Origin of the sequence: Pedobacter sp. R-06, from assembly GCF_049913135.1 — a bacterium.
In the GTDB taxonomy this organism is placed as follows: Bacteria; Bacteroidota; Bacteroidia; order Sphingobacteriales; family Sphingobacteriaceae; genus Pedobacter.
Genome location: NZ_CP183977.1, coordinates 4,976,152 through 4,993,614, shown reverse-complemented (window position 1 = coordinate 4,993,614; position 17,463 = coordinate 4,976,152). Strand labels below are relative to the sequence as shown.

Genomic DNA, 17,463 nt, shown 5'->3' with positions numbered 1-17,463 from the left:
TAAATGGAAAGCAACAAAAAATACTGGAAAGGCTTAGAGGAGTATAACAATACACCCGATTTTGTTAAGAATAACAAAAACGAATTCGCCGAGCCACTTCCAATAGAAGATGTTTTAAATGAAGCAGGGTTAAGTACCGTTACCCCACGCCGCGACTTTTTAAAGGCGTTAGGTTTTGGTTTAGGTGCAGTAACTTTGGCAGCCTGTCAAACTGCCCCTGTTCATAAATCTATTCCTTACCTGGTAAAACCTGAAGAGGTTACTCCGGGTATTCCTAACTATTATACTTCGAGCTTTAATGGCCAGAGTATTTTAGTTAAAACAAGAGAGGGACGCCCGATTAAAATTGAACCAAATCCAAATGCGGGTCAATTTAACTGCGGTACGGATGCGAGAGCGCAAGCTTCGGTTTTAGATTTATATGATGTATCTAAACTAAAAGCACCGGCTTTAGTAAGCAAAGACGGAAAAGTTGAAGAAACTACCTGGGCAAAAATCGACAGCTTTGTAAAAGGCGAGTTGGCAAAAGCACAGGCGGGTGGAAAGAAAATCCGTATTGTAGCATCAACCGTAAACAGCCCATCAACTAATGCAGTTATTGCACAGTTTATTGCAAAATATCCTGCAGCTAAATTGGTTCAGTACGATGCGGTTTCTTATACCGGTATTATCCAGGCTAATCAAAACAGTTTCGGTAAAGCAGTTTTACCTAAATACAACTTTGATAAGGCCGATTTAATTGTAAGTTTCAGTGCCGATTTCTTAGGTACCTGGATTAGCGGAGAAGAGTTTACTGCTCAGTATACTGCTAACCGTAACTACAAATCGTTAGCAAATAAAAAAATGAGCCGCCACATTCAGTTCGAAAGTGGAATGAGCTTAACAGGTACCAATGCAGATACCCGTGTTCCGGTTAAATTATCGGAAGAAGGACCTGCTTTAATTGCCTTATATAATGCAATTACCGGTGGTGCTTTACCTGGCGGAACGTTAGGTAACAACACCACTGCCGATAAAGTAATTAAACTGGTAGCTAAAGAATTAGTACAAGCTAAAGGTAAAGGCCTGGTAGTTTGTGGTTCGAACGATGTTTCTACTCAGATTTTAGTAAATGCCATTAACGCCGCTATCGGAAGTTACGGTACTACTATCGATTTAGATAACCCTTGTTATTTATATGCAGGTAACGATGCCGAATTTAATGGCTTAGTTGCTGAAATGAACCGTGGCGAAGTTGGTGCTGTTTTATTCTTAAACAGTAACCCGGTTTACGATGCAGCAAATGCCAAAGCATTTACTGATGCATTAGCTAAGGTTCCTGCTAAGATTTCATTCTCTGATCGTGCTGATGAAACTGCAACCGCTTGTGATGCCATTGCAATTAACCATAACTATTTAGAATCATGGGGTGATGCAAACGCTTACGAAGGATATTATTCTATCGTTCAGCCAACAATCAACCCTGTTTTCAATAGCCGCCAGGCTGAAGAAAGTTTATTAACCTGGGCTGATGCTCCTGTTAAAGATTACTATCAGTTTGTACGCAGCAACTGGGAAGCTAAAATGTTACCAGCTGTTGGTTTGAAATGGGAGGAAGTTTTAGAAAAAGGTGTGGTTACTGTAGCAGCAAAAACTGCTGGAGCATATTCATTCACTCAATCTTTAGCACAAGTTGCAACTTCAATTGTTAGCAGTAGCAAAGCTTTAGATAAAGAAGTAGAATTACAGGTTTACGAAAGCATCCCGATGCGTGATGGTAAAAATGCAAACAATGCATTCTTACAGGAGTTACCTGATCCGGTTTCTAAAGTAACCTGGGATAACTATGTTGCACTTGCACCAAAATTTGCTGAAAAATTAAAGGTTAAAGAATTTGATGTTGTAACTGTTAAAGCAAGCAACGGATATTCAGTAGATCTTCCGGTATTGATCCAGCCAGGACAAGCACAAGGAACTGCATCTATCGCATTAGGTTATGGCCGTACCAAAACTGGTAAGGCGGGTAACGATGTAGGTAAAAATGCTTTCCCTTTTGTTTCTTTTGTAAATGGAACTTTCCAATATGCTACTTCGGTAACCATTACCCCAACAGGTGGTTATTATGAATTGGCTCAAACGCAAACTCACCACTCTTTCGAAGGCCGTGCAGTGATTAAGGAAGCTACTTTTAAGGAGTACTTAAAAAATCCTGGTGCTGGTAACGAAAAAGGCGAGCATAAAGATTACGATCTTTGGGATCAATACGAAAAACCAGGTAACAACTGGGTTATGGCAATCGATTTGAATGCCTGTACAGGTTGTGGTTCTTGTATTGTTGCTTGTAACGTAGAAAACAATATTCCTGTTGTAGGCCGTGATGAGGTTCGCCGTCGTCGGGAAATGCACTGGATCCGTATCGACCGTTATTATAGCTACGAAACTGCAGCTGGTGATGTAACCAGAGAGAAAGAAATTGCTAAGTTAGAAGATTTAGATCACGTTTCTGTGGTTCACCAACCAATGTTGTGCCAACACTGTGATCACGCGCCTTGCGAAACAGTTTGTCCGGTATTGGCAACTGTACACTCAAGTGATGGTTTAAACCACATGGCTTATAACCGTTGCGTAGGTACACGTTACTGTGCAAATAACTGTCCGTATAAAGTACGTCGTTTCAACTGGTTTAACTACTGGAACGATTCACGTTTCGATAACTATTTAAATAACGAGTTTACCCAATTAGTTTTAAACCCTGATGTAACTACACGTTCGAGAGGGGTAATGGAAAAATGCTCTATGTGTATTCAACGTATACAAGGTGGCAAATTACAAGCTAAACTGGAGAAACGCCCATTAAAAGATGGCGATATTAAAATGGCTTGTCAGGAAGCTTGTTCAGCAAATGCAATTGTATTTGGTGATGCAAACGATCCAAATTCAGAGGTTTCAAAAGCATTGCGTTCTGAGCGTATCTACTACGTATTAGAAGAGATCAATGTGAAACCGGGTATCGGATACATGACAAAAATTAGAAATACAGATACAACAGTACAAGCGTAAGCTTTAGTATAAAGAAAATACAAATTATGTCAGGACATAACGAATCAATACTTAGAGAACCATTAATTACCGGAGATAACATCACGTATGCAAAAATTACGGATGATATTTTAAGCCCGGTAGAGAACAAGCCGAACAAGGCTTGGTGGATTGGTTTCATCGTTGCCGCATTAGGTGCTTTACTTTGGGTAGTAGCAGTAAGCTACACTTTCTGGAACGGTATCGGTGCATGGGGTTTAAATAAAACAGTTGGTTGGGCTTGGGATATCACCGGTTTCGTATGGTGGGTAGGTATCGGTCACGCTGGAACACTAATTTCAGCAGTACTATTACTCTTCCGTCAGAACTGGCGTAACTCCATCAACCGTTCGGCAGAGGCGATGACCATTTTCGCCGTAATATGTGCCGCAACTTATGTTGTATCACACATGGGCCGTCCATGGTTAGCTTATTGGGTTTTACCTTTACCAAACCAGTTCGGATCACTTTGGGTAAACTTTAACTCACCATTGGTGTGGGATATGTTTGCGATCTCTACTTACTTCTCTGTATCATTATTATTCTGGTACACAGGTTTATTACCAGATATTGCTACCATCCGCGACCGTGCAGTGGGTACACGTAGAAAAATCTATTCTATCTTCTCTTTTGGATGGAGTGGAAGCGTTAAAACATGGCAACGTTTCGAAGCGGTGTCGTTAATCTTAGCAGGTATCTCTACACCACTTGTACTTTCGGTACACACCATTGTATCAATGGACTTTGCAACATCGGTAATTCCGGGATGGCACACTACCATCTTCCCTCCATACTTCGTTGCTGGAGCGATTTTCTCAGGATTTGCGATGGTATTAACCTTATTATTGGTTGCACGTAAAGTATTGGGCTTAGAAAACTACATCACCATGTTCCACATCGAGTCGATGAATAAAATCATCATCTTAACCGGATCAATCGTAGGTGTGGCTTATTTAACTGAGTTCTTCATCGCCTGGTATTCAGGTTCTGAGTATGAGCAATATGCATTTATCAACAGATCTACCGGTCCTTACTGGTGGTCGTACTGGATGATGATGACTTGTAACGTAATCTCTCCACAGTTGTTATGGTTTAAAAAGATCCGTTTAAGCATTAAAGCTACCTGGATTTTATCAATCGTAGTAAACGTGGGTATGTGGTTCGAGCGTTTCGTAATTATCGTTACTTCATTACACCGCGATTATATTCCATCAAGTTGGGCTATGTTCTATCCAACCTGGGTTGATATCAGTGTATTCGTAGGTTCAATTGGTTTGTTCTTTACTTTATTCTTATTATTCTTAAGGGTATTGCCATCAATCGCTATAGCAGAGGTTAAATTATTATTAAAAACTGCAAGTGAGCAAGCCAAAATGAAACAGATTAAAGAAGGGCATGAGAATAAAGAATACGTGGCAGAATACGTAGAATCTTTAGAAAAATTTGATAGTGTTAAACAAGAAGATTACGCAAAAATATAACAATGAGTGATATCAAATATATTTTAGGCAGCTTTGGCGATCCTGACGAAATGATGCATGGCATCGAAAAACTTCAGGAAAATAACATCAGCATTTATGATGTATATACACCGATGCCTATACACGGAATAGAAGCCAAATTGGGAATTAAAAGATCTAGAATCGATATCGCAGCATTTTGCTTTGGTATTACCGGTACTTGCTGTGCATTCGCTTTGATTTATTTCTGCGCAGTAATCGATTGGAGAGTAAACATAGGTGGTAAACCATCATTCGCATTACCGGATTTTATTCCGATAATGTTCGAGCTTACAGTATTATTCTGTGCTTTCGGTATGGTGTTAACTTATTATGCATCTACTCACTTATTTCCGGGAAGGGCACCAAGAGTGATGGATTTACGTGCTACTGATGATCGTTTTGTTATTGCAGTTGATGCAAAAGACAATGTAGAACATACTGTAATTGATGGATTATTAAAAGATGCAGGTGCTTTAGAAATAAAGTATAATGAAAGGAAGTACATTAGCTATGAATAAGAATAAATTTGTTTACACAGCGTTTTTAGCTATCGCTTTTGCAGCTACCTTTTCTGCTTGTAAAGATAAACGCAGTACTGGCTTAGAATATGCCAGAAACATGTATGATCCGATTGCTTACAATCCAGATCAGCCAAACAAAAATTTTAAAGATGGTAAAACAGCTCAGTTGCCACCTGCACATACTAAACCAGTAGGTTTTACTGAATATGATGAGTATCCTAACACAAAAGAAGGATATGAAGCAGCAGGAGTGAGTATGGTTAACCCTTTACCAGTAGATACTGTTAATTTAGCTCAGGGTAAACACTTATTTACCGTTTTCTGTAGCCCTTGCCATGGAGAAAAAGGCGATGGACAGGGACACTTAGTTAAAATTGAGAAATTTAGTGGTGTACCTGCTTATCAAACAGGCGCATCGTCTAGAGGTGGTAATATGGTTGACCTTACCGCAGGTAAAATTTACCACACCATTACATACGGTGTAAATAACATGGGCTCGCATGCTTCGCAAATCTCACCAACGGATCGTTGGAAAGTGGTGATGTATGTTCAACAATTACAAAAAGGACAATAGTAAAGCAGAATATAAATGGGAACTCACAATATTAATTTTAGTGAACAGTTTGAGTTTACAGGTAAAGTAAAAACCTTAAGCATTGTTGGTATCGTTATCGGTATTGCGGCTGTATTGTTCGGTTTCTTAGCCGGCGATAAAGTAATGCACGAGCGTACTTTTGCTAACCTGTTGCTTATGGCATATTACTTTGCATGCGTTTGTATGTCGGGTACATTTTTCCTGGCTGTTCAATATGTAGCTCAAGCAGGTTGGTCTGCATCAATTTTACGTGTACCACAAGCTATGGCAAAAACATTGCCTATTGCAGCTGTAATACTTGTTGTAGTAATTTCGGCAGGTTTATATACACATAATCTATATCACCATTGGCATGCTGATGGATTAACTGATCCAAACAGTGCTAATTATGATTCTATCATTGCTGGTAAATCGGTGTTCTTAAATGTACCTTTTTTCTTAGGCCGCCAAGTGGTGTTTTTAGGTATCTATAGTATATTTTCGATCATGTTTGTTAAGTTTTCTTACAATGAAGATTTAGCAGGTGGTTTAAATTCTTACAGAAAAAGCTTTAAAAATGCTTGTATCTTCCTGGTAATTTACGGTTTTACAACGCCAATTTTTGCTTTCGATACTGTAATGTCATTAGAGGCGCACTGGTTCTCAACCATGTTCGGTTGGTATAACTTCGCCGCTATGTGGGTAAGCAGTTTAGCTACTATCGCCATTATTCTTATTTTATTAAGAAGAGCCGGTTATATGCAATGGGTTAACAATAGCCACTTACACAATTTAGGTCAGTTTATCTTCGGTTTCTCTATCTTCTGGACTTATGTATGGTTTGCTCAATTCTTATTGATCTACTATGCAAACATGCCTGAAGAGACTGTATATTTCTACAAACGCTTTGAGTATTACAAGTTCTGGTTTTTCTTAAACCTGGCCATGAACTTCTTAGCGCCAGTATTATTATTAATGGACAGAGATAACAAAAGAACAGATGTGAAATTATTGTTCGTTTCTATTGTGGTACTTTTAGGTCACTGGGTAGATTACTATCAAATGATTATGCCAGGAGCAGTAGAAGAAGGACATAATGGTTTCGGTATCATTGAAATTGGTACTGCAGTAGGTTTCGTAGGATTGTTTACCTTTACGGTTTTAACATCATTAAGCAAGAAACCGTTAATTGCAAAGAACCACCCATTGTTACAAGAAAGTTTGCATCATCAACTGTAGTGGTGATAAGATAAAGCAAATATTTAATTATTATTATAATTAGCAGTACAGCGTACTACTTTTAAGAAAATGAGTTTAAGAAAGTTTATAACGAATAAAACGACCGCAGCTTTAGCAGTATTGATTACTGTTTTTGCAAACACTAGCGTATTTGCGCAAGATGCAGCAGCAGGTGCTGCCGCGGCACCGAAAGTTGATATGGGCGAGGTTTATAAATCGGTAATATTTTATATTCTGGTTTTCCTTGCCGTATGCTTATTCATTGCAATTATTGGTAAAGCAATAAAAGTATATGAATTAAGCCGCGAAGCACAAGGTAAGCCTGTTGGTATTAACTGGAACAGGGTACACGCAAGTTTATTTGCGCTGTTTTTAGTGATCGGTTTATATGGTGTATATTGGGAATATACAGTACATGGGGCAATGTTACTTCCTGATGCGGCATCTGAGCACGGAAAGAAAATTGATAAAATGTTTAATTTAACATTAATCATTACCACTATTGTATTTGTAGTTACACACATCTTATTATTCGGATTTTCTTATATCTATAAATACTCAGCTAAAAGAAAAGCGTACTACTATCCACACAATAATACGATCGAAAAAATCTGGACAATCGTTCCGGCTTTAGTATTAACCGTTTTAGTATTAATGGGTTTCTTAACCTGGAGATCTATTTTCTTCAAAGTTGAAGATCCAAACAACAAACCGTTACAGATTGAAGTTACTTCCGAGCAGTTTAAATGGTCTATCCGTTATCCTGGAGCTGACGGAATAGTAGGTAACAAAAATTACAAGTTAACTACAGCTACCAATACATTGGGTATCGATTTTAAAGATATCAACTCTCGCGATGATGAGATGGCTGATGAAATGGTTCTTCCTGTTGGTAAACCAGTTAAATTGATCTTAACCAGTAAAGATGTAATTCACAGTTTTTATATGCCACACTTCAGAGTGCAGTTAAATACTGTACCGGGTATGAGAACTATATTTGAGTTTACGCCTACAAAAACTACTGCAGAAATGCAGCAAGAAACTAACGATCCTAACTTTAAGTACCTTTTCTTATGTGCTAAGATTTGTGGATCAGGTCACTACAATATGCAAAAAGTGGTACGTGTAGTTTCTGAGGCTGAGTACAAAACTTGGATAGCTGAACAAAAAACATACTTAAACGACGATTTAAGAAAACAATTTAATTTGCCAGTGGCACCTGCACCTGTAAAATCAGTAGCAGATTCAGCAGCTAAAGATTCAGCAGCTGTGAAAACTAACCAAATGGCTTTAAATAAATAATATTAAGCAGGAGCGAACGAATTATGTCAACAATAGCATTACACGACGAACACAATCACGATCACGCTGATCATGGGCATCATAAAGAGACTTTGATTTCAAAGTACATCTTTAGTATGGATCATAAAATGATTGCTAAGCAATTTTTGATTACCGGTATTATTATGGCGGTAATAGCAATGGGCTTATCAATTTTATTCCGTATTCAATTGGCCTGGCCAAACCAGAATTTCCCCTTCTTAGAAACATTTTTAGGTAAATGGGCTGAAGGTGGTCGTATTAAACCCGATTTTTACCTGGCTTTGGTAACCATCCACGGTACCATTATGGTATTTTTTGTACTAACGGCAGGTTTAAGTGGTACATTTAGTAACCTACTTATTCCGCTTCAAATTGGAGCAAGAGATATGGCATCGCCGTTCTTGAACATGCTTTCATACTGGTTCTTCTTTATGGCCTGTGTGATCATGATGTCTTCATTCTTTATCCAAACAGGACCTGCATCTGGTGGTTGGACGGTTTATCCGCCATTATCGGTTGTAGCGAAGGCAATGCCTGGTTCTGGTTTAGGTATGACTTTATGGTTAGTGAGTATGGTACTTTTCGTAGCATCATCTTTAATGGGTGGTATTAACTATGTAAGTACAATTTTAAACATGCGTACTAAGGGTATGGACCTTTGGAAAATGCCATTAACTATCTGGGCTTTCTTTTTGACCGCTATTTTGGGTATCTTATCATTCCCTGTTCTTGTAGCCGGAGTAGTATTAATGGTATTCGACCGTAGTTTCGGAACAAGTTTTTATTTATCAGATATCGTAATGGGTACCGATATTTTACCAAATGAGGGTGGTTCTCCAATTTTATGGCAACACTTATTCTGGTTCTTAGGTCACCCTGAGGTATACATCGTAATTATGCCGGCATTGGGTATCTCATCTGAGGTTATCTCTGTAAACTCACGTAAACCAATCTTTGGTTACCATGCAATGGTTTACTCGTTAATTGGTATTACCGTATTATCGTTCATCGTTTGGGGGCACCACATGTTTGTAACCGGTATGAACCCATTGTTGGGTGGCGTGTTTATGATTACAACGTTAATCATTGCAGTGCCGTCGGCAGTAAAAACATTTAACTATTTAGCTACATTATGGCGCGGTAACATCCGTTTCACGCCAGCAATGTTATTTGCTATAGGTTTAGTTTCATTCTTTATTTCTGGTGGTTTAACCGGTATCTTCTTAGGAAATGCTTCATTAGATATTAACTTACACGATACCTACTTTGTTGTTGCCCACTTCCACCTGGTAATGGGATCTGCAGCAATCTTTGGTATGCTTGCAGGTGTATATCACTGGTTCCCTAAAATGTTCGGTAGAATGATGAATGCTAAATTGGGATATTTACACTTCTGGTTAACTTTCATTGCAGCTTACCTGGTATTCTTCCCGCTTCACTTCTTAGGTTTAGATGGTGTACCACGTCGTTACTATGCATTTACGGAGTTTGAGTTTATGAAGAAATGGTTAACTGTTAACGTATTTGTAACGTGGGCAGCTATTATGGCAGCACTTGCACAGGTAGCGTTCTTGTTTAACTTCTTTTACTCCATCTTTAAAGGAAAAGTATCTCCTCAAAACCCTTGGGAATCGAATACATTGGAGTGGACTGCTCCGGTAGAACACCTACACGGTAACTGGCCAGGGGAAATTCCTACGGTTTACAGATGGCCATATGACTATAGCAAACCAGGACATGACGCAGATTTTATTCCTCAAACTGTTCCTTTCTCTCAAACCATGAGCTCTAACTTGCCTCACGATTTTGAAGGAAATGCAGAAGCTGAAAAAATACAGCAAGATTGGGAATTAGCTAACCCTGTTGCAGAAAACAAGGGCTAGTTTAAGCTTAAAATAAAATTTTAAAAGGGGTATCTGATTAAGTTTCTGCTTATCCGGATACCCTTTTCATCTTAATAGATATATGGTCAGCAGATCAGAACAGCGTTTCATTAGAATTAATCTTATAACCATCATAGTTACGCTATTGGTTATACTTGCCGGTGGTATTGTGCGCAGTACCGGATCGGGCATGGGTTGTCCGGATTGGCCTAAATGTTTCGATCGTTACATTCCGCCAACTGATGTATCGCAACTTCCTGCCAATTATAAAGAGAAATATGTGGCGGGTAGGTTAAAGAAGAATGAAAAGTTTGCCAAATACCTGGAAAGCATGGGCAAAGTGGCCTTGGCTGATAGTATTAGGCATGATAAGAGTATTACAATACCTGAAGAGTTTAATCCAACTAAAACCTGGACCGAATATCTGAACAGATTGGCAGGGGTAGCCGCGGGGATATTCTTGTTTTTAACAGCTGTGTATTCATTTGCTTACCGCAAAACAGCCAAACGAATTATCCTACTCAGTATTCTGAATCTTTTTGTAGTGGGATACCAGGGTTGGTTAGGTTCGATAGTGGTTTCTACCAACCTGGCGCAATGGGTGGTAACCGTACACATGCTCTTGGCGCTGGTTATTTTAGCGATATCTATTTATACCTATAATTACGCAAAGCAATTAAATAAAGTGCCTTCGGTAATTATGTACCGGATAGCATGGCTAAAGGGATTTTTGTTTTTTACCCTCGTAATCAGTATCGTTCAGATTGTTTTAGGAACCGAGGTTAGAGAAGCAGTAGATGTAATTGCAAAAGCGCTTTCTTATGGAAGCAAGAATACATGGATTTCGAAAGTAGGAGAAGTATTCTCTTATCATCGCGATTTAGCTATACTCGTAGTAATTGCCAATGCAGTAGTATATAAAATGGTTATCGACCGTTTTAGTGGTAAGGCTGCACCGTTGCTAACTGCAAGGTTTATATTAATAACGCTCCTCATACAGTTATTAAGTGGTTTCGCTTTAGCATATATAGCTTTCCCACCAGCAGCGCAGGCATTGCATATTTTATTCTCTACGCTGTTATTTAGTTTACAGTTTTACCTGTACTTATTGGTTTACCGAACAAGTACGTATAAACAATAATATTTAAGAAAATTGAAGCAATATCTTTCAGATTTTTCTAAACTCATAAAATTCAGGCTATCGTTTACGGTGGTGTTTTCTGCATCGATCTCTTTTTTGATCGGTCAGAAGATGCAGGTGGGTAGAGGCCATATCCCTAGTATCGATTGGGGAAACTGGTTAATATTGATTGCCGGTGGTTTTTTAGTAACTGCTGCTGCAAACTGTTTCAATGAAATTATTGAGAAGGACTTAGATAAGTTAATGTCTAGAACCAAAGATCGCCCGATGCCAGCAGGTAGAATGACAACCGGACAGGGATTGATTTTAGGCGTGTTTATGGCATTTTTGGGTACCTGGTTATTAGGTAAATTGAATCTCGAAACAGGTTTGCTTTCTGTATTTTCGATTCTGTTATATGCTTTTGCTTATACACCTTTGAAAAGGAAATCGCCAATTGCTGTTTTTGTAGGTGCTATTCCGGGGGCGTTGCCGCCACTTATCGGTTATTTAGCGGCCTTTGGTAGCTTAAAAGCAGAAATGTTCCATGAAATTGATTATTACATTGCAGGAATTCTGTTTTTAATTCAATTTGTATGGCAGTTTCCACATTTCTGGGCAATTGCCTGGGTTTTGGATGATGACTATAAAAAAGCTGGTTTTAGGTTATTGCCAACCAAGAAAAGAGATAAAACATCGGCACTGCTTACCTTTTTAAGCACACTGGTTTTAATTCCTGTAAGTTTATTGCCAACCATTTATGGGTTTGGCGGTTATTACATTGCAGGTTTATCTTTAATTGCCGGGCTAATATTTAGCTGGCTCGCTTTTAAACTTTTAATGAACAGGGAATTGGCTGATGCCAAGAAAGTAATGTTCTGTTCGTTTTTTTACATCCCGGCGGTACAGTTGGGCTTATTATTAAATTTTATAGCAAAATAATTTATGGTGCTAACAATGGAAAAGATGCAGGATACGTTTGACCCTAAACCAAGGAAATTTATTGTTTGGTTATTCGTCGTATCATCAACAATTATGTTTGGTGGTTTTACCAGTTATTATCTGGTGTTTGCCGCCTCGAAGGGAAAAGGACATGGTTTAGTTTTACCAGATGCTTTTATTTATTCTAGTTTGGTAATTATTGCCAGTAGCATCACTTTGGTGCTTGCGTCTAAGGCTTTAAAAAAACTGAACTTTAGCTTACAGCGCAATATGTTGTGGGTTACCGTAATATTAGCCATCGCTTTTGGTGTAATGCAGTTTAATGCCTGGGGAAGTATGGTGCGGACCGGCGCAACCCTGGTAGGAAATAATGCAGCAATATCATTCATTTATGTGGTATCTGGCATGCACTTATTACACATTATTGGCGGTGTAGGCCTTATTATTAATGCTTTAGCAGGTAGCTATAAAAGCCTTCCTGTTGCCAAAGTCCAGTACAGAATGGAAATTGCTTCTATTTTTTGGCATTTTATAGATATATTATGGATATATCTGTATGTTTTTTTACTTTTGAACCGTTAAATTTGTTAACAAACTATTATACTATTTCCAAATGAATGCAGTATCACAATTAGATCAAGTTAAAACCGGACCATGGAATGGTGGTCGTTCTCCGTGGTCGGTAGAATATGGTAAAATCATGATGTGGTTTTTCCTTTTGTCAGATGCTTTTACCTTTTCATCTTTATTGATCTACTACGGCGCTCAGCGTTTTTCTAAATTAACATGGCCAGCTCCAGATAAGGTTTTTCAATCTATTCCAGGTATTGCAGAACATGGCGCTCCATTAGTTTTCGTAGGTATCATGACCTTTATCTTAATCATGAGTTCGGTAACCATGGTTTTAGCGGTAGAGGCAGGTCACAGACGTTCTAAAAAAGAAGTTATCGGCTGGATGATTGCAACAATCATTGGTGGTTTTATGTTCTTAGGCTGTCAGGCAATTGAGTGGACTCACTTACACCATGATGGTTTCTGGTGGGGACATATTCCTTCAGCAGAAGAATTAAAACATTTCTTCCTTAAACCAGAAGATGTATCATTAGTTGCTTCACAACAATTTGCAAACTTATTTTTTACCATTACAGGTTTCCACGGTTTCCACGTATTTAGTGGGGTAATCATTAACATCATCATCTTAATCATGACAATTAATGGGACTTTTGAGAAAAAAGGACATTATCTAATGGTAGAGAAAGTTGGTTTATACTGGCACTTTGTTGATTTAGTTTGGGTGTTCGTATTTACATTCTTCTATTTGGTTTAATTTATCATATTATAAAAATATTTTTATGTCAGAGCATACACATACAACAGAAGAGCACGGGCACGGGGATCATGCAGGTTTATCAAAAGGTAAAATCTGGAAAGTTTTCGGTATCCTTTTATTAATCACCGTAATTGAATTTATCATAGCACTGGTATTAATTCCAAAAGGAATTATGACTCAGCATGTGGGTAACTACATTTATATTGGTTTAACATTGTTAAAAGCATTTTATATCGTAGCCTATTTTATGCACTTAAAGTATGAGAAACTGGGCTTACAGCTTGCATTAACAGTATCATTTATTTTCATTATTTACTTTATAGTTCTAATGCTGATAGAAGGTGGATTTTTAAACATCCACATGATGAACCATTAATGAAAAGAAGTCCTATAAAAAAGGTAATAATCCTGGTAAGCATTTTAGCTATACCGGGATTTTTGTTTTTTTACTTATTGCCGCACTTTGCCAAAAACAGGTATAAGAGTTTGCCCATCTTTGGTAAAAAAGTAGTTGCATCAACTTTCCACAGTGTAAAAGGAAAGAAAATCCCAGATACCATTTACCATAAGGTTCCTGATTTTAAACTCGTAAACCAGCATAACGATACCGTTACCTGGAAATCGTTGCAGGACAAGATTGTGGTACTAAATTTATTTTATACCGGTGCCAACAACCAGAAAACAAATAAATACATTAAGAAATTATCTGATGGGTATGAGCAAAAACCTTTGGTTAAGTTTTTAAGTCTGTCTGTTGATCCACTTGATAAAGTTAGAATAAAAGATTTTGCACAACAGTTTGAGGCAAAAGCCGGAAAATGGGATTTTCTGATGGGCGATACCATTCAAACTTATCAACTAATCAGAAAAGGTTTGTTACTTGATGTAGTTGCAGATGAAACGAAAGAGAAAACCAATTTTATTTTTAGTAATAAAATAGTACTTATCGATAATCTACACCGTATACGTGGTATTTATGAAGCCGACGATGCTGGGGCCAACGCTAAGTTGGAAGACGAGATAAAAGTACTTATTGCCGAGTATTTAAGGAACGTTAAAGACGGTAGGTAGTTGCCTTAGTGGTTAGTGTTTAGGGCTTAGCGTTAGCATCCTAAGCCGATAAAAAAAATAATATAAGAGATTTAAATACTCATGGAAAATTCCCCGATTGAGAAAAAGTATAGCAAGTGGATTATTATTCTTTCCATCTTTATACCTGTAGCTGTAGCCTTTTTATTTGTGGTAAAGCTGAAAGATTTAGGCATTGATGCGCCTACCTTGCCTTTTTTACCGCCGATATATGCTGCCATTAACGGGATAACAGCAGTACTGCTGGTTGTTGCAGTATGGGCCATAAAAAATGGTAAAATACAATTACATCAAAACCTAATGAAAACCGCTATTGGCTGTTCTTTATTGTTTTTGATCATGTACATTGCTTATCATATGACCACCCCGTCTACCAAATTTGGCGGAGATGGAGCTATTAAGTATGCCTACTTCTTTATCTTGTTAACGCATATCCTATTGTCGATAGCCATTATTCCATTGGTTTTGGTAACTTATGTAAGGGCATTGGCCGAACGTTTCGATCGTCACAGAAAAATTGCAAGAATTACCTTCCCACTTTGGCTTTATGTAGCCATTACAGGCGTAGTGGTTTATTTGATGATTTCGCCATATTATCAGTATTAAAAAAAAATTATTTTAAACAAAATAGCAAGAGCCTTACTTAAAATGTAAGGCTTTTTTAGTTATAGTCGGTTTTGCCGACCGAAGATATTTGTTTTAACCCAATTTTTTTTTCACTTTTATGTATATTACATCTCACAAAAAACACTTATAAATTTGTAGGTGAGCAGGTAGATCGACTAATTTATGGCGCCAGGAAGGATAGAAGATGAACGTAAGCTTATAGAAAAAATCGTAGAAGGGGATGAGCAGGCTTTTTCTGTTTTGTTCTTCAAATACCTTCCTGTACTCCAAATTTTTGCCACTAAGTTTACCAAATCAGATGATGCCGCCGAAGAAATTATTCAAGATTCATTTTTAAGGGTTTGGCTAAATCGGGATAAGTTATCAGATGTAGCGAATGTGAAGGCTTATCTATATAAATACGTTTCTAATGAATGTTTAAGTTACCTGCGTAAAAAATTAAAAGAAGATAGAGTTGTTGATGCATTTGTGGCCAAACAACAAAATAGCCATAACAATACCGCAGAAACTATTAATTTAAACGAGGTAACAAAAATTATTGCAATTGCTGTCGAAAAATTACCTGATCAACGTAAAAATATATACCAATTGAGCAGACGTGATGGTAAAACTATACCTGAAATTGCAGAAATGCTTAATATTTCGCCTAATACTGTTAAAAATGCCCTTGTAATTGCCCTTAAATCGATACGTATACACCTCGATCAACACGGGATTGTATTCTTTTTCCCAATAGTTTTCTTCTTTTTGAAAATAAAATAGAAAAAAATTAATATCCCGATAGTCCTAATTTTCTTTTGCTGCTTCTTAGTATCAGAATCTTTATGGAAGAACGTATACATTATCTCTTACAACAGTTTACAGCTAAGACCTTAAGCCAGGCCGAAAGGGAAGAACTTTTATTTTTAGCAGAAAACAGCACATCATTGCTTTCTGACGAAATCGTGAAAATGATTATTGCAGAAGAAGAGCATGCGCCTAATGTTGTTGAGGAAAAATGGAGTCCGGTTCTTAATAAGATTCTAGCGGTAGACAAACCAATCCGATCGCCTAAGCGGATTTTAATGAAGAGCTTAAAATGGGCTGCCGCTGCAGTTGTTTTTATCGTGTTTTCGTTCACCGCTTACCTCTCTTTACAGAAAAAGAAAGAACATGTTTTTGCTACTGATGTGGCGCCTGGAAAAAATAAAGCTATTCTTACTTTGGCCGATGGAAAGAAAATTTCACTTTCAGATGCAATGAATGGCAATGTTGCCAAAGAAGCAGGTTTCTCTATCACCAAAACTGCTGAGGGCCAGTTGGTGTATAATGTAGCTGGATCAGAAAATGTAAGTGATGAGAGATTAAATACCATCACTACACCAAATGGTGGCGAGTGGCAAATCCAGTTGCCCGATGGCTCTAAAGTTTGGCTTAATGCAGCTTCTTCAATTCAGTATTCGTTAAATATCGGAACCGCTAAACAGCGTGTTGTTAAATTAGACGGCGAAGCTTATTTTGAAGTAGCCAAAAATGCAACACATCCTTTTATTGTAGAAACCGATAAGCAGTCTGTTGAGGTATTGGGTACGCATTTTAATATTAATAGCTATAAAGATGAACTTGTAACTAAAACTACTTTGCTTGAAGGAAGTGTACGTGTTTCTCATAAAAGTACCAATGAAAGCGAAATCTTAAAGCCAGGAGAGCAATCATTAGTATCTATTTCTGGCATTGATGTAAAGGAAGTTAATGTAGATGAATCAATAGCATGGAAAAATGGATACTTTATGTTCGACAATGAAAGACAGGAAAGTATTCTACGTAAAGTTGCGCGTTGGTATAATGTTGAGGTGGAATACGCAGATGCAGATGCAAAAAATGTAATGTACTATGGAACGGTAAGCCGTTTTGAGAAAATATCGAAAGTATTAACAAAGCTAGAACAAACTGGCCAGGTCCGCTTTGATATTAAGGCCAATAAAATTATAGTTTATAAAGAATAGAACCAGCAGACAGGGGCGTGACTAACCTTTGTCTTAAAATAAAAGATCTTAAATTAATCAACTAATTAACCTAATCAAACTATGAAGATACCTCGACAAAACATCTAGCCTTATCAAGAACAAGGGTAACAAAAAAGGAGTGCTACTAACACCCCTTCTGTTTACCTGTTCGTTCGTTCCGGTACACCGGAGCCGATTAATTAATTATTTCTTGGATTAACCGCGAAACGCTATTTGGCGTCTAAACTTAATTGCGCTTCGCACAAAAACA

Annotated in this window: 16 protein-coding genes; all 16 read left to right on the top strand. The window is 37.8% G+C overall.

What is annotated here, in order from left to right:
- The first annotated feature begins 3 nt into the window (after nucleotides 1–3).
- The 16 genes from ACN9MR_RS20065 (at nucleotide 4) to ACN9MR_RS19990 (ending at nucleotide 17,192) form a co-directional block, all read left to right on the top strand.
- The gene (locus ACN9MR_RS20065) at nucleotides 4–3,039 is read left to right on the top strand and encodes a TAT-variant-translocated molybdopterin oxidoreductase (protein ID WP_426326315.1); all 3,036 of its coding nucleotides are present in this window, start codon (nucleotides 4–6) and stop codon (nucleotides 3,037–3,039) included.
- A gap of 26 nt (nucleotides 3,040–3,065) precedes the next feature.
- Nucleotides 3,066–4,538: an NrfD/PsrC family molybdoenzyme membrane anchor subunit gene (gene nrfD / locus ACN9MR_RS20060; RefSeq protein WP_426326314.1), complete on the top strand. Its 1,473-nt coding sequence runs from the start codon at nucleotides 3,066–3,068 to the stop codon at nucleotides 4,536–4,538.
- A gap of 2 nt (nucleotides 4,539–4,540) precedes the next feature.
- Nucleotides 4,541–5,077, top strand: a complete 537-nt coding sequence (locus ACN9MR_RS20055) for a DUF3341 domain-containing protein (RefSeq protein WP_090498415.1) — start codon at nucleotides 4,541–4,543, stop codon at nucleotides 5,075–5,077.
- Nucleotides 5,049–5,654 carry a c-type cytochrome gene (locus ACN9MR_RS20050; RefSeq protein WP_057931704.1) on the top strand — a complete coding sequence of 202 codons (606 nt, stop codon included), beginning with the start codon at nucleotides 5,049–5,051 and terminating at the stop codon, nucleotides 5,652–5,654. Before ACN9MR_RS20055 ends, ACN9MR_RS20050 begins: the two co-directional genes overlap by 29 nt.
- A gap of 15 nt (nucleotides 5,655–5,669) precedes the next feature.
- Nucleotides 5,670–6,893 (top strand): quinol:cytochrome C oxidoreductase, encoded by a 1,224-nt coding sequence (locus tag ACN9MR_RS20045; protein WP_426326313.1) that lies wholly within the window; start codon nucleotides 5,670–5,672, stop codon nucleotides 6,891–6,893.
- Between the two features lie 69 nt (nucleotides 6,894–6,962).
- Entirely contained in the window at nucleotides 6,963–8,195 is a 1,233-nt protein-coding gene (locus tag ACN9MR_RS20040) for a cytochrome c oxidase subunit II (RefSeq protein ID WP_426326312.1), read from the top strand.
- 23 nt (nucleotides 8,196–8,218) lie between these two features.
- On the top strand, nucleotides 8,219–10,099 hold the full coding sequence (locus ACN9MR_RS20035) for a cytochrome c oxidase subunit I (protein WP_426326311.1): 1,881 nt from the start codon (nucleotides 8,219–8,221) through the stop codon (nucleotides 10,097–10,099).
- Nucleotides 10,100–10,181: 82 nt separating this feature from the next.
- Entirely contained in the window at nucleotides 10,182–11,240 is a 1,059-nt protein-coding gene (locus ACN9MR_RS20030; RefSeq protein ID WP_426326310.1) for a COX15/CtaA family protein, read from the top strand.
- Between the two features lie 12 nt (nucleotides 11,241–11,252).
- Nucleotides 11,253–12,161: a heme o synthase gene (gene cyoE / locus ACN9MR_RS20025; protein ID WP_086547890.1), complete on the top strand. Its 909-nt coding sequence runs from the start codon at nucleotides 11,253–11,255 to the stop codon at nucleotides 12,159–12,161.
- A gap of 15 nt (nucleotides 12,162–12,176) precedes the next feature.
- Nucleotides 12,177–12,743 carry a cytochrome c oxidase subunit 3 gene (locus ACN9MR_RS20020; RefSeq protein ID WP_426326309.1) on the top strand — a complete coding sequence of 189 codons (567 nt, stop codon included), beginning with the start codon at nucleotides 12,177–12,179 and terminating at the stop codon, nucleotides 12,741–12,743.
- Nucleotides 12,744–12,774: 31 nt separating this feature from the next.
- Nucleotides 12,775–13,488: a cytochrome c oxidase subunit 3 gene (locus ACN9MR_RS20015; protein ID WP_215130621.1), complete on the top strand. Its 714-nt coding sequence runs from the start codon at nucleotides 12,775–12,777 to the stop codon at nucleotides 13,486–13,488.
- Between the two features lie 25 nt (nucleotides 13,489–13,513).
- Nucleotides 13,514–13,867 (top strand): cytochrome C oxidase subunit IV family protein, encoded by a 354-nt coding sequence (locus ACN9MR_RS20010; RefSeq protein ID WP_426326308.1) that lies wholly within the window; start codon nucleotides 13,514–13,516, stop codon nucleotides 13,865–13,867.
- Nucleotides 13,867–14,562: an SCO family protein gene (locus ACN9MR_RS20005; protein ID WP_426326307.1), complete on the top strand. Its 696-nt coding sequence runs from the start codon at nucleotides 13,867–13,869 to the stop codon at nucleotides 14,560–14,562. Before ACN9MR_RS20010 ends, ACN9MR_RS20005 begins: the two co-directional genes overlap by 1 nt.
- Before the next feature lie 81 nt (nucleotides 14,563–14,643).
- On the top strand, nucleotides 14,644–15,186 hold the full coding sequence (locus tag ACN9MR_RS20000; RefSeq protein ID WP_426326306.1) for a DUF420 domain-containing protein: 543 nt from the start codon (nucleotides 14,644–14,646) through the stop codon (nucleotides 15,184–15,186).
- 183 nt (nucleotides 15,187–15,369) lie between these two features.
- The gene (locus ACN9MR_RS19995; RefSeq protein WP_057931695.1) at nucleotides 15,370–15,969 is read left to right on the top strand and encodes an RNA polymerase sigma-70 factor; all 600 of its coding nucleotides are present in this window, start codon (nucleotides 15,370–15,372) and stop codon (nucleotides 15,967–15,969) included.
- A gap of 62 nt (nucleotides 15,970–16,031) precedes the next feature.
- The gene (locus ACN9MR_RS19990; RefSeq protein WP_426326305.1) at nucleotides 16,032–17,192 is read left to right on the top strand and encodes a FecR family protein; all 1,161 of its coding nucleotides are present in this window, start codon (nucleotides 16,032–16,034) and stop codon (nucleotides 17,190–17,192) included.
- The last annotated feature ends 271 nt before the right edge of the window (nucleotides 17,193–17,463 follow it).

Bases quoted from the DNA above. Each gene is read 5' to 3' on its own strand.
- ACN9MR_RS20020 (WP_426326309.1), top strand. From the start codon at position 12,177: ATGGAAAAGATGCAGGATACGTTTGACCCTAAACCAAGGAAATTTATT.
- ACN9MR_RS20005 (WP_426326307.1), top strand. From the start codon at position 13,867: ATGAAAAGAAGTCCTATAAAAAAGGTAATAATCCTGGTAAGCATTTTA.
- ACN9MR_RS20045 (WP_426326313.1), top strand. From the start codon at position 5,670: ATGGGAACTCACAATATTAATTTTAGTGAACAGTTTGAGTTTACAGGT.
- ACN9MR_RS20050 (WP_057931704.1), top strand. From the start codon at position 5,049: ATGAAAGGAAGTACATTAGCTATGAATAAGAATAAATTTGTTTACACA.
- ACN9MR_RS19990 (WP_426326305.1), top strand. From the start codon at position 16,032: ATGGAAGAACGTATACATTATCTCTTACAACAGTTTACAGCTAAGACC.
- ACN9MR_RS20030 (WP_426326310.1), top strand. From the start codon at position 10,182: ATGGTCAGCAGATCAGAACAGCGTTTCATTAGAATTAATCTTATAACC.
- ACN9MR_RS20065 (WP_426326315.1), top strand. From the start codon at position 4: ATGGAAAGCAACAAAAAATACTGGAAAGGCTTAGAGGAGTATAACAAT.
- ACN9MR_RS19995 (WP_057931695.1), top strand. From the start codon at position 15,370: ATGGCGCCAGGAAGGATAGAAGATGAACGTAAGCTTATAGAAAAAATC.
- ACN9MR_RS20040 (WP_426326312.1), top strand. From the start codon at position 6,963: ATGAGTTTAAGAAAGTTTATAACGAATAAAACGACCGCAGCTTTAGCA.
- ACN9MR_RS20055 (WP_090498415.1), top strand. From the start codon at position 4,541: ATGAGTGATATCAAATATATTTTAGGCAGCTTTGGCGATCCTGACGAA.
- ACN9MR_RS20010 (WP_426326308.1), top strand. From the start codon at position 13,514: ATGTCAGAGCATACACATACAACAGAAGAGCACGGGCACGGGGATCAT.
- nrfD (WP_426326314.1), top strand. From the start codon at position 3,066: ATGTCAGGACATAACGAATCAATACTTAGAGAACCATTAATTACCGGA.
- ACN9MR_RS20015 (WP_215130621.1), top strand. From the start codon at position 12,775: ATGAATGCAGTATCACAATTAGATCAAGTTAAAACCGGACCATGGAAT.
- ACN9MR_RS20000 (WP_426326306.1), top strand. From the start codon at position 14,644: ATGGAAAATTCCCCGATTGAGAAAAAGTATAGCAAGTGGATTATTATT.
- ACN9MR_RS20035 (WP_426326311.1), top strand. From the start codon at position 8,219: ATGTCAACAATAGCATTACACGACGAACACAATCACGATCACGCTGAT.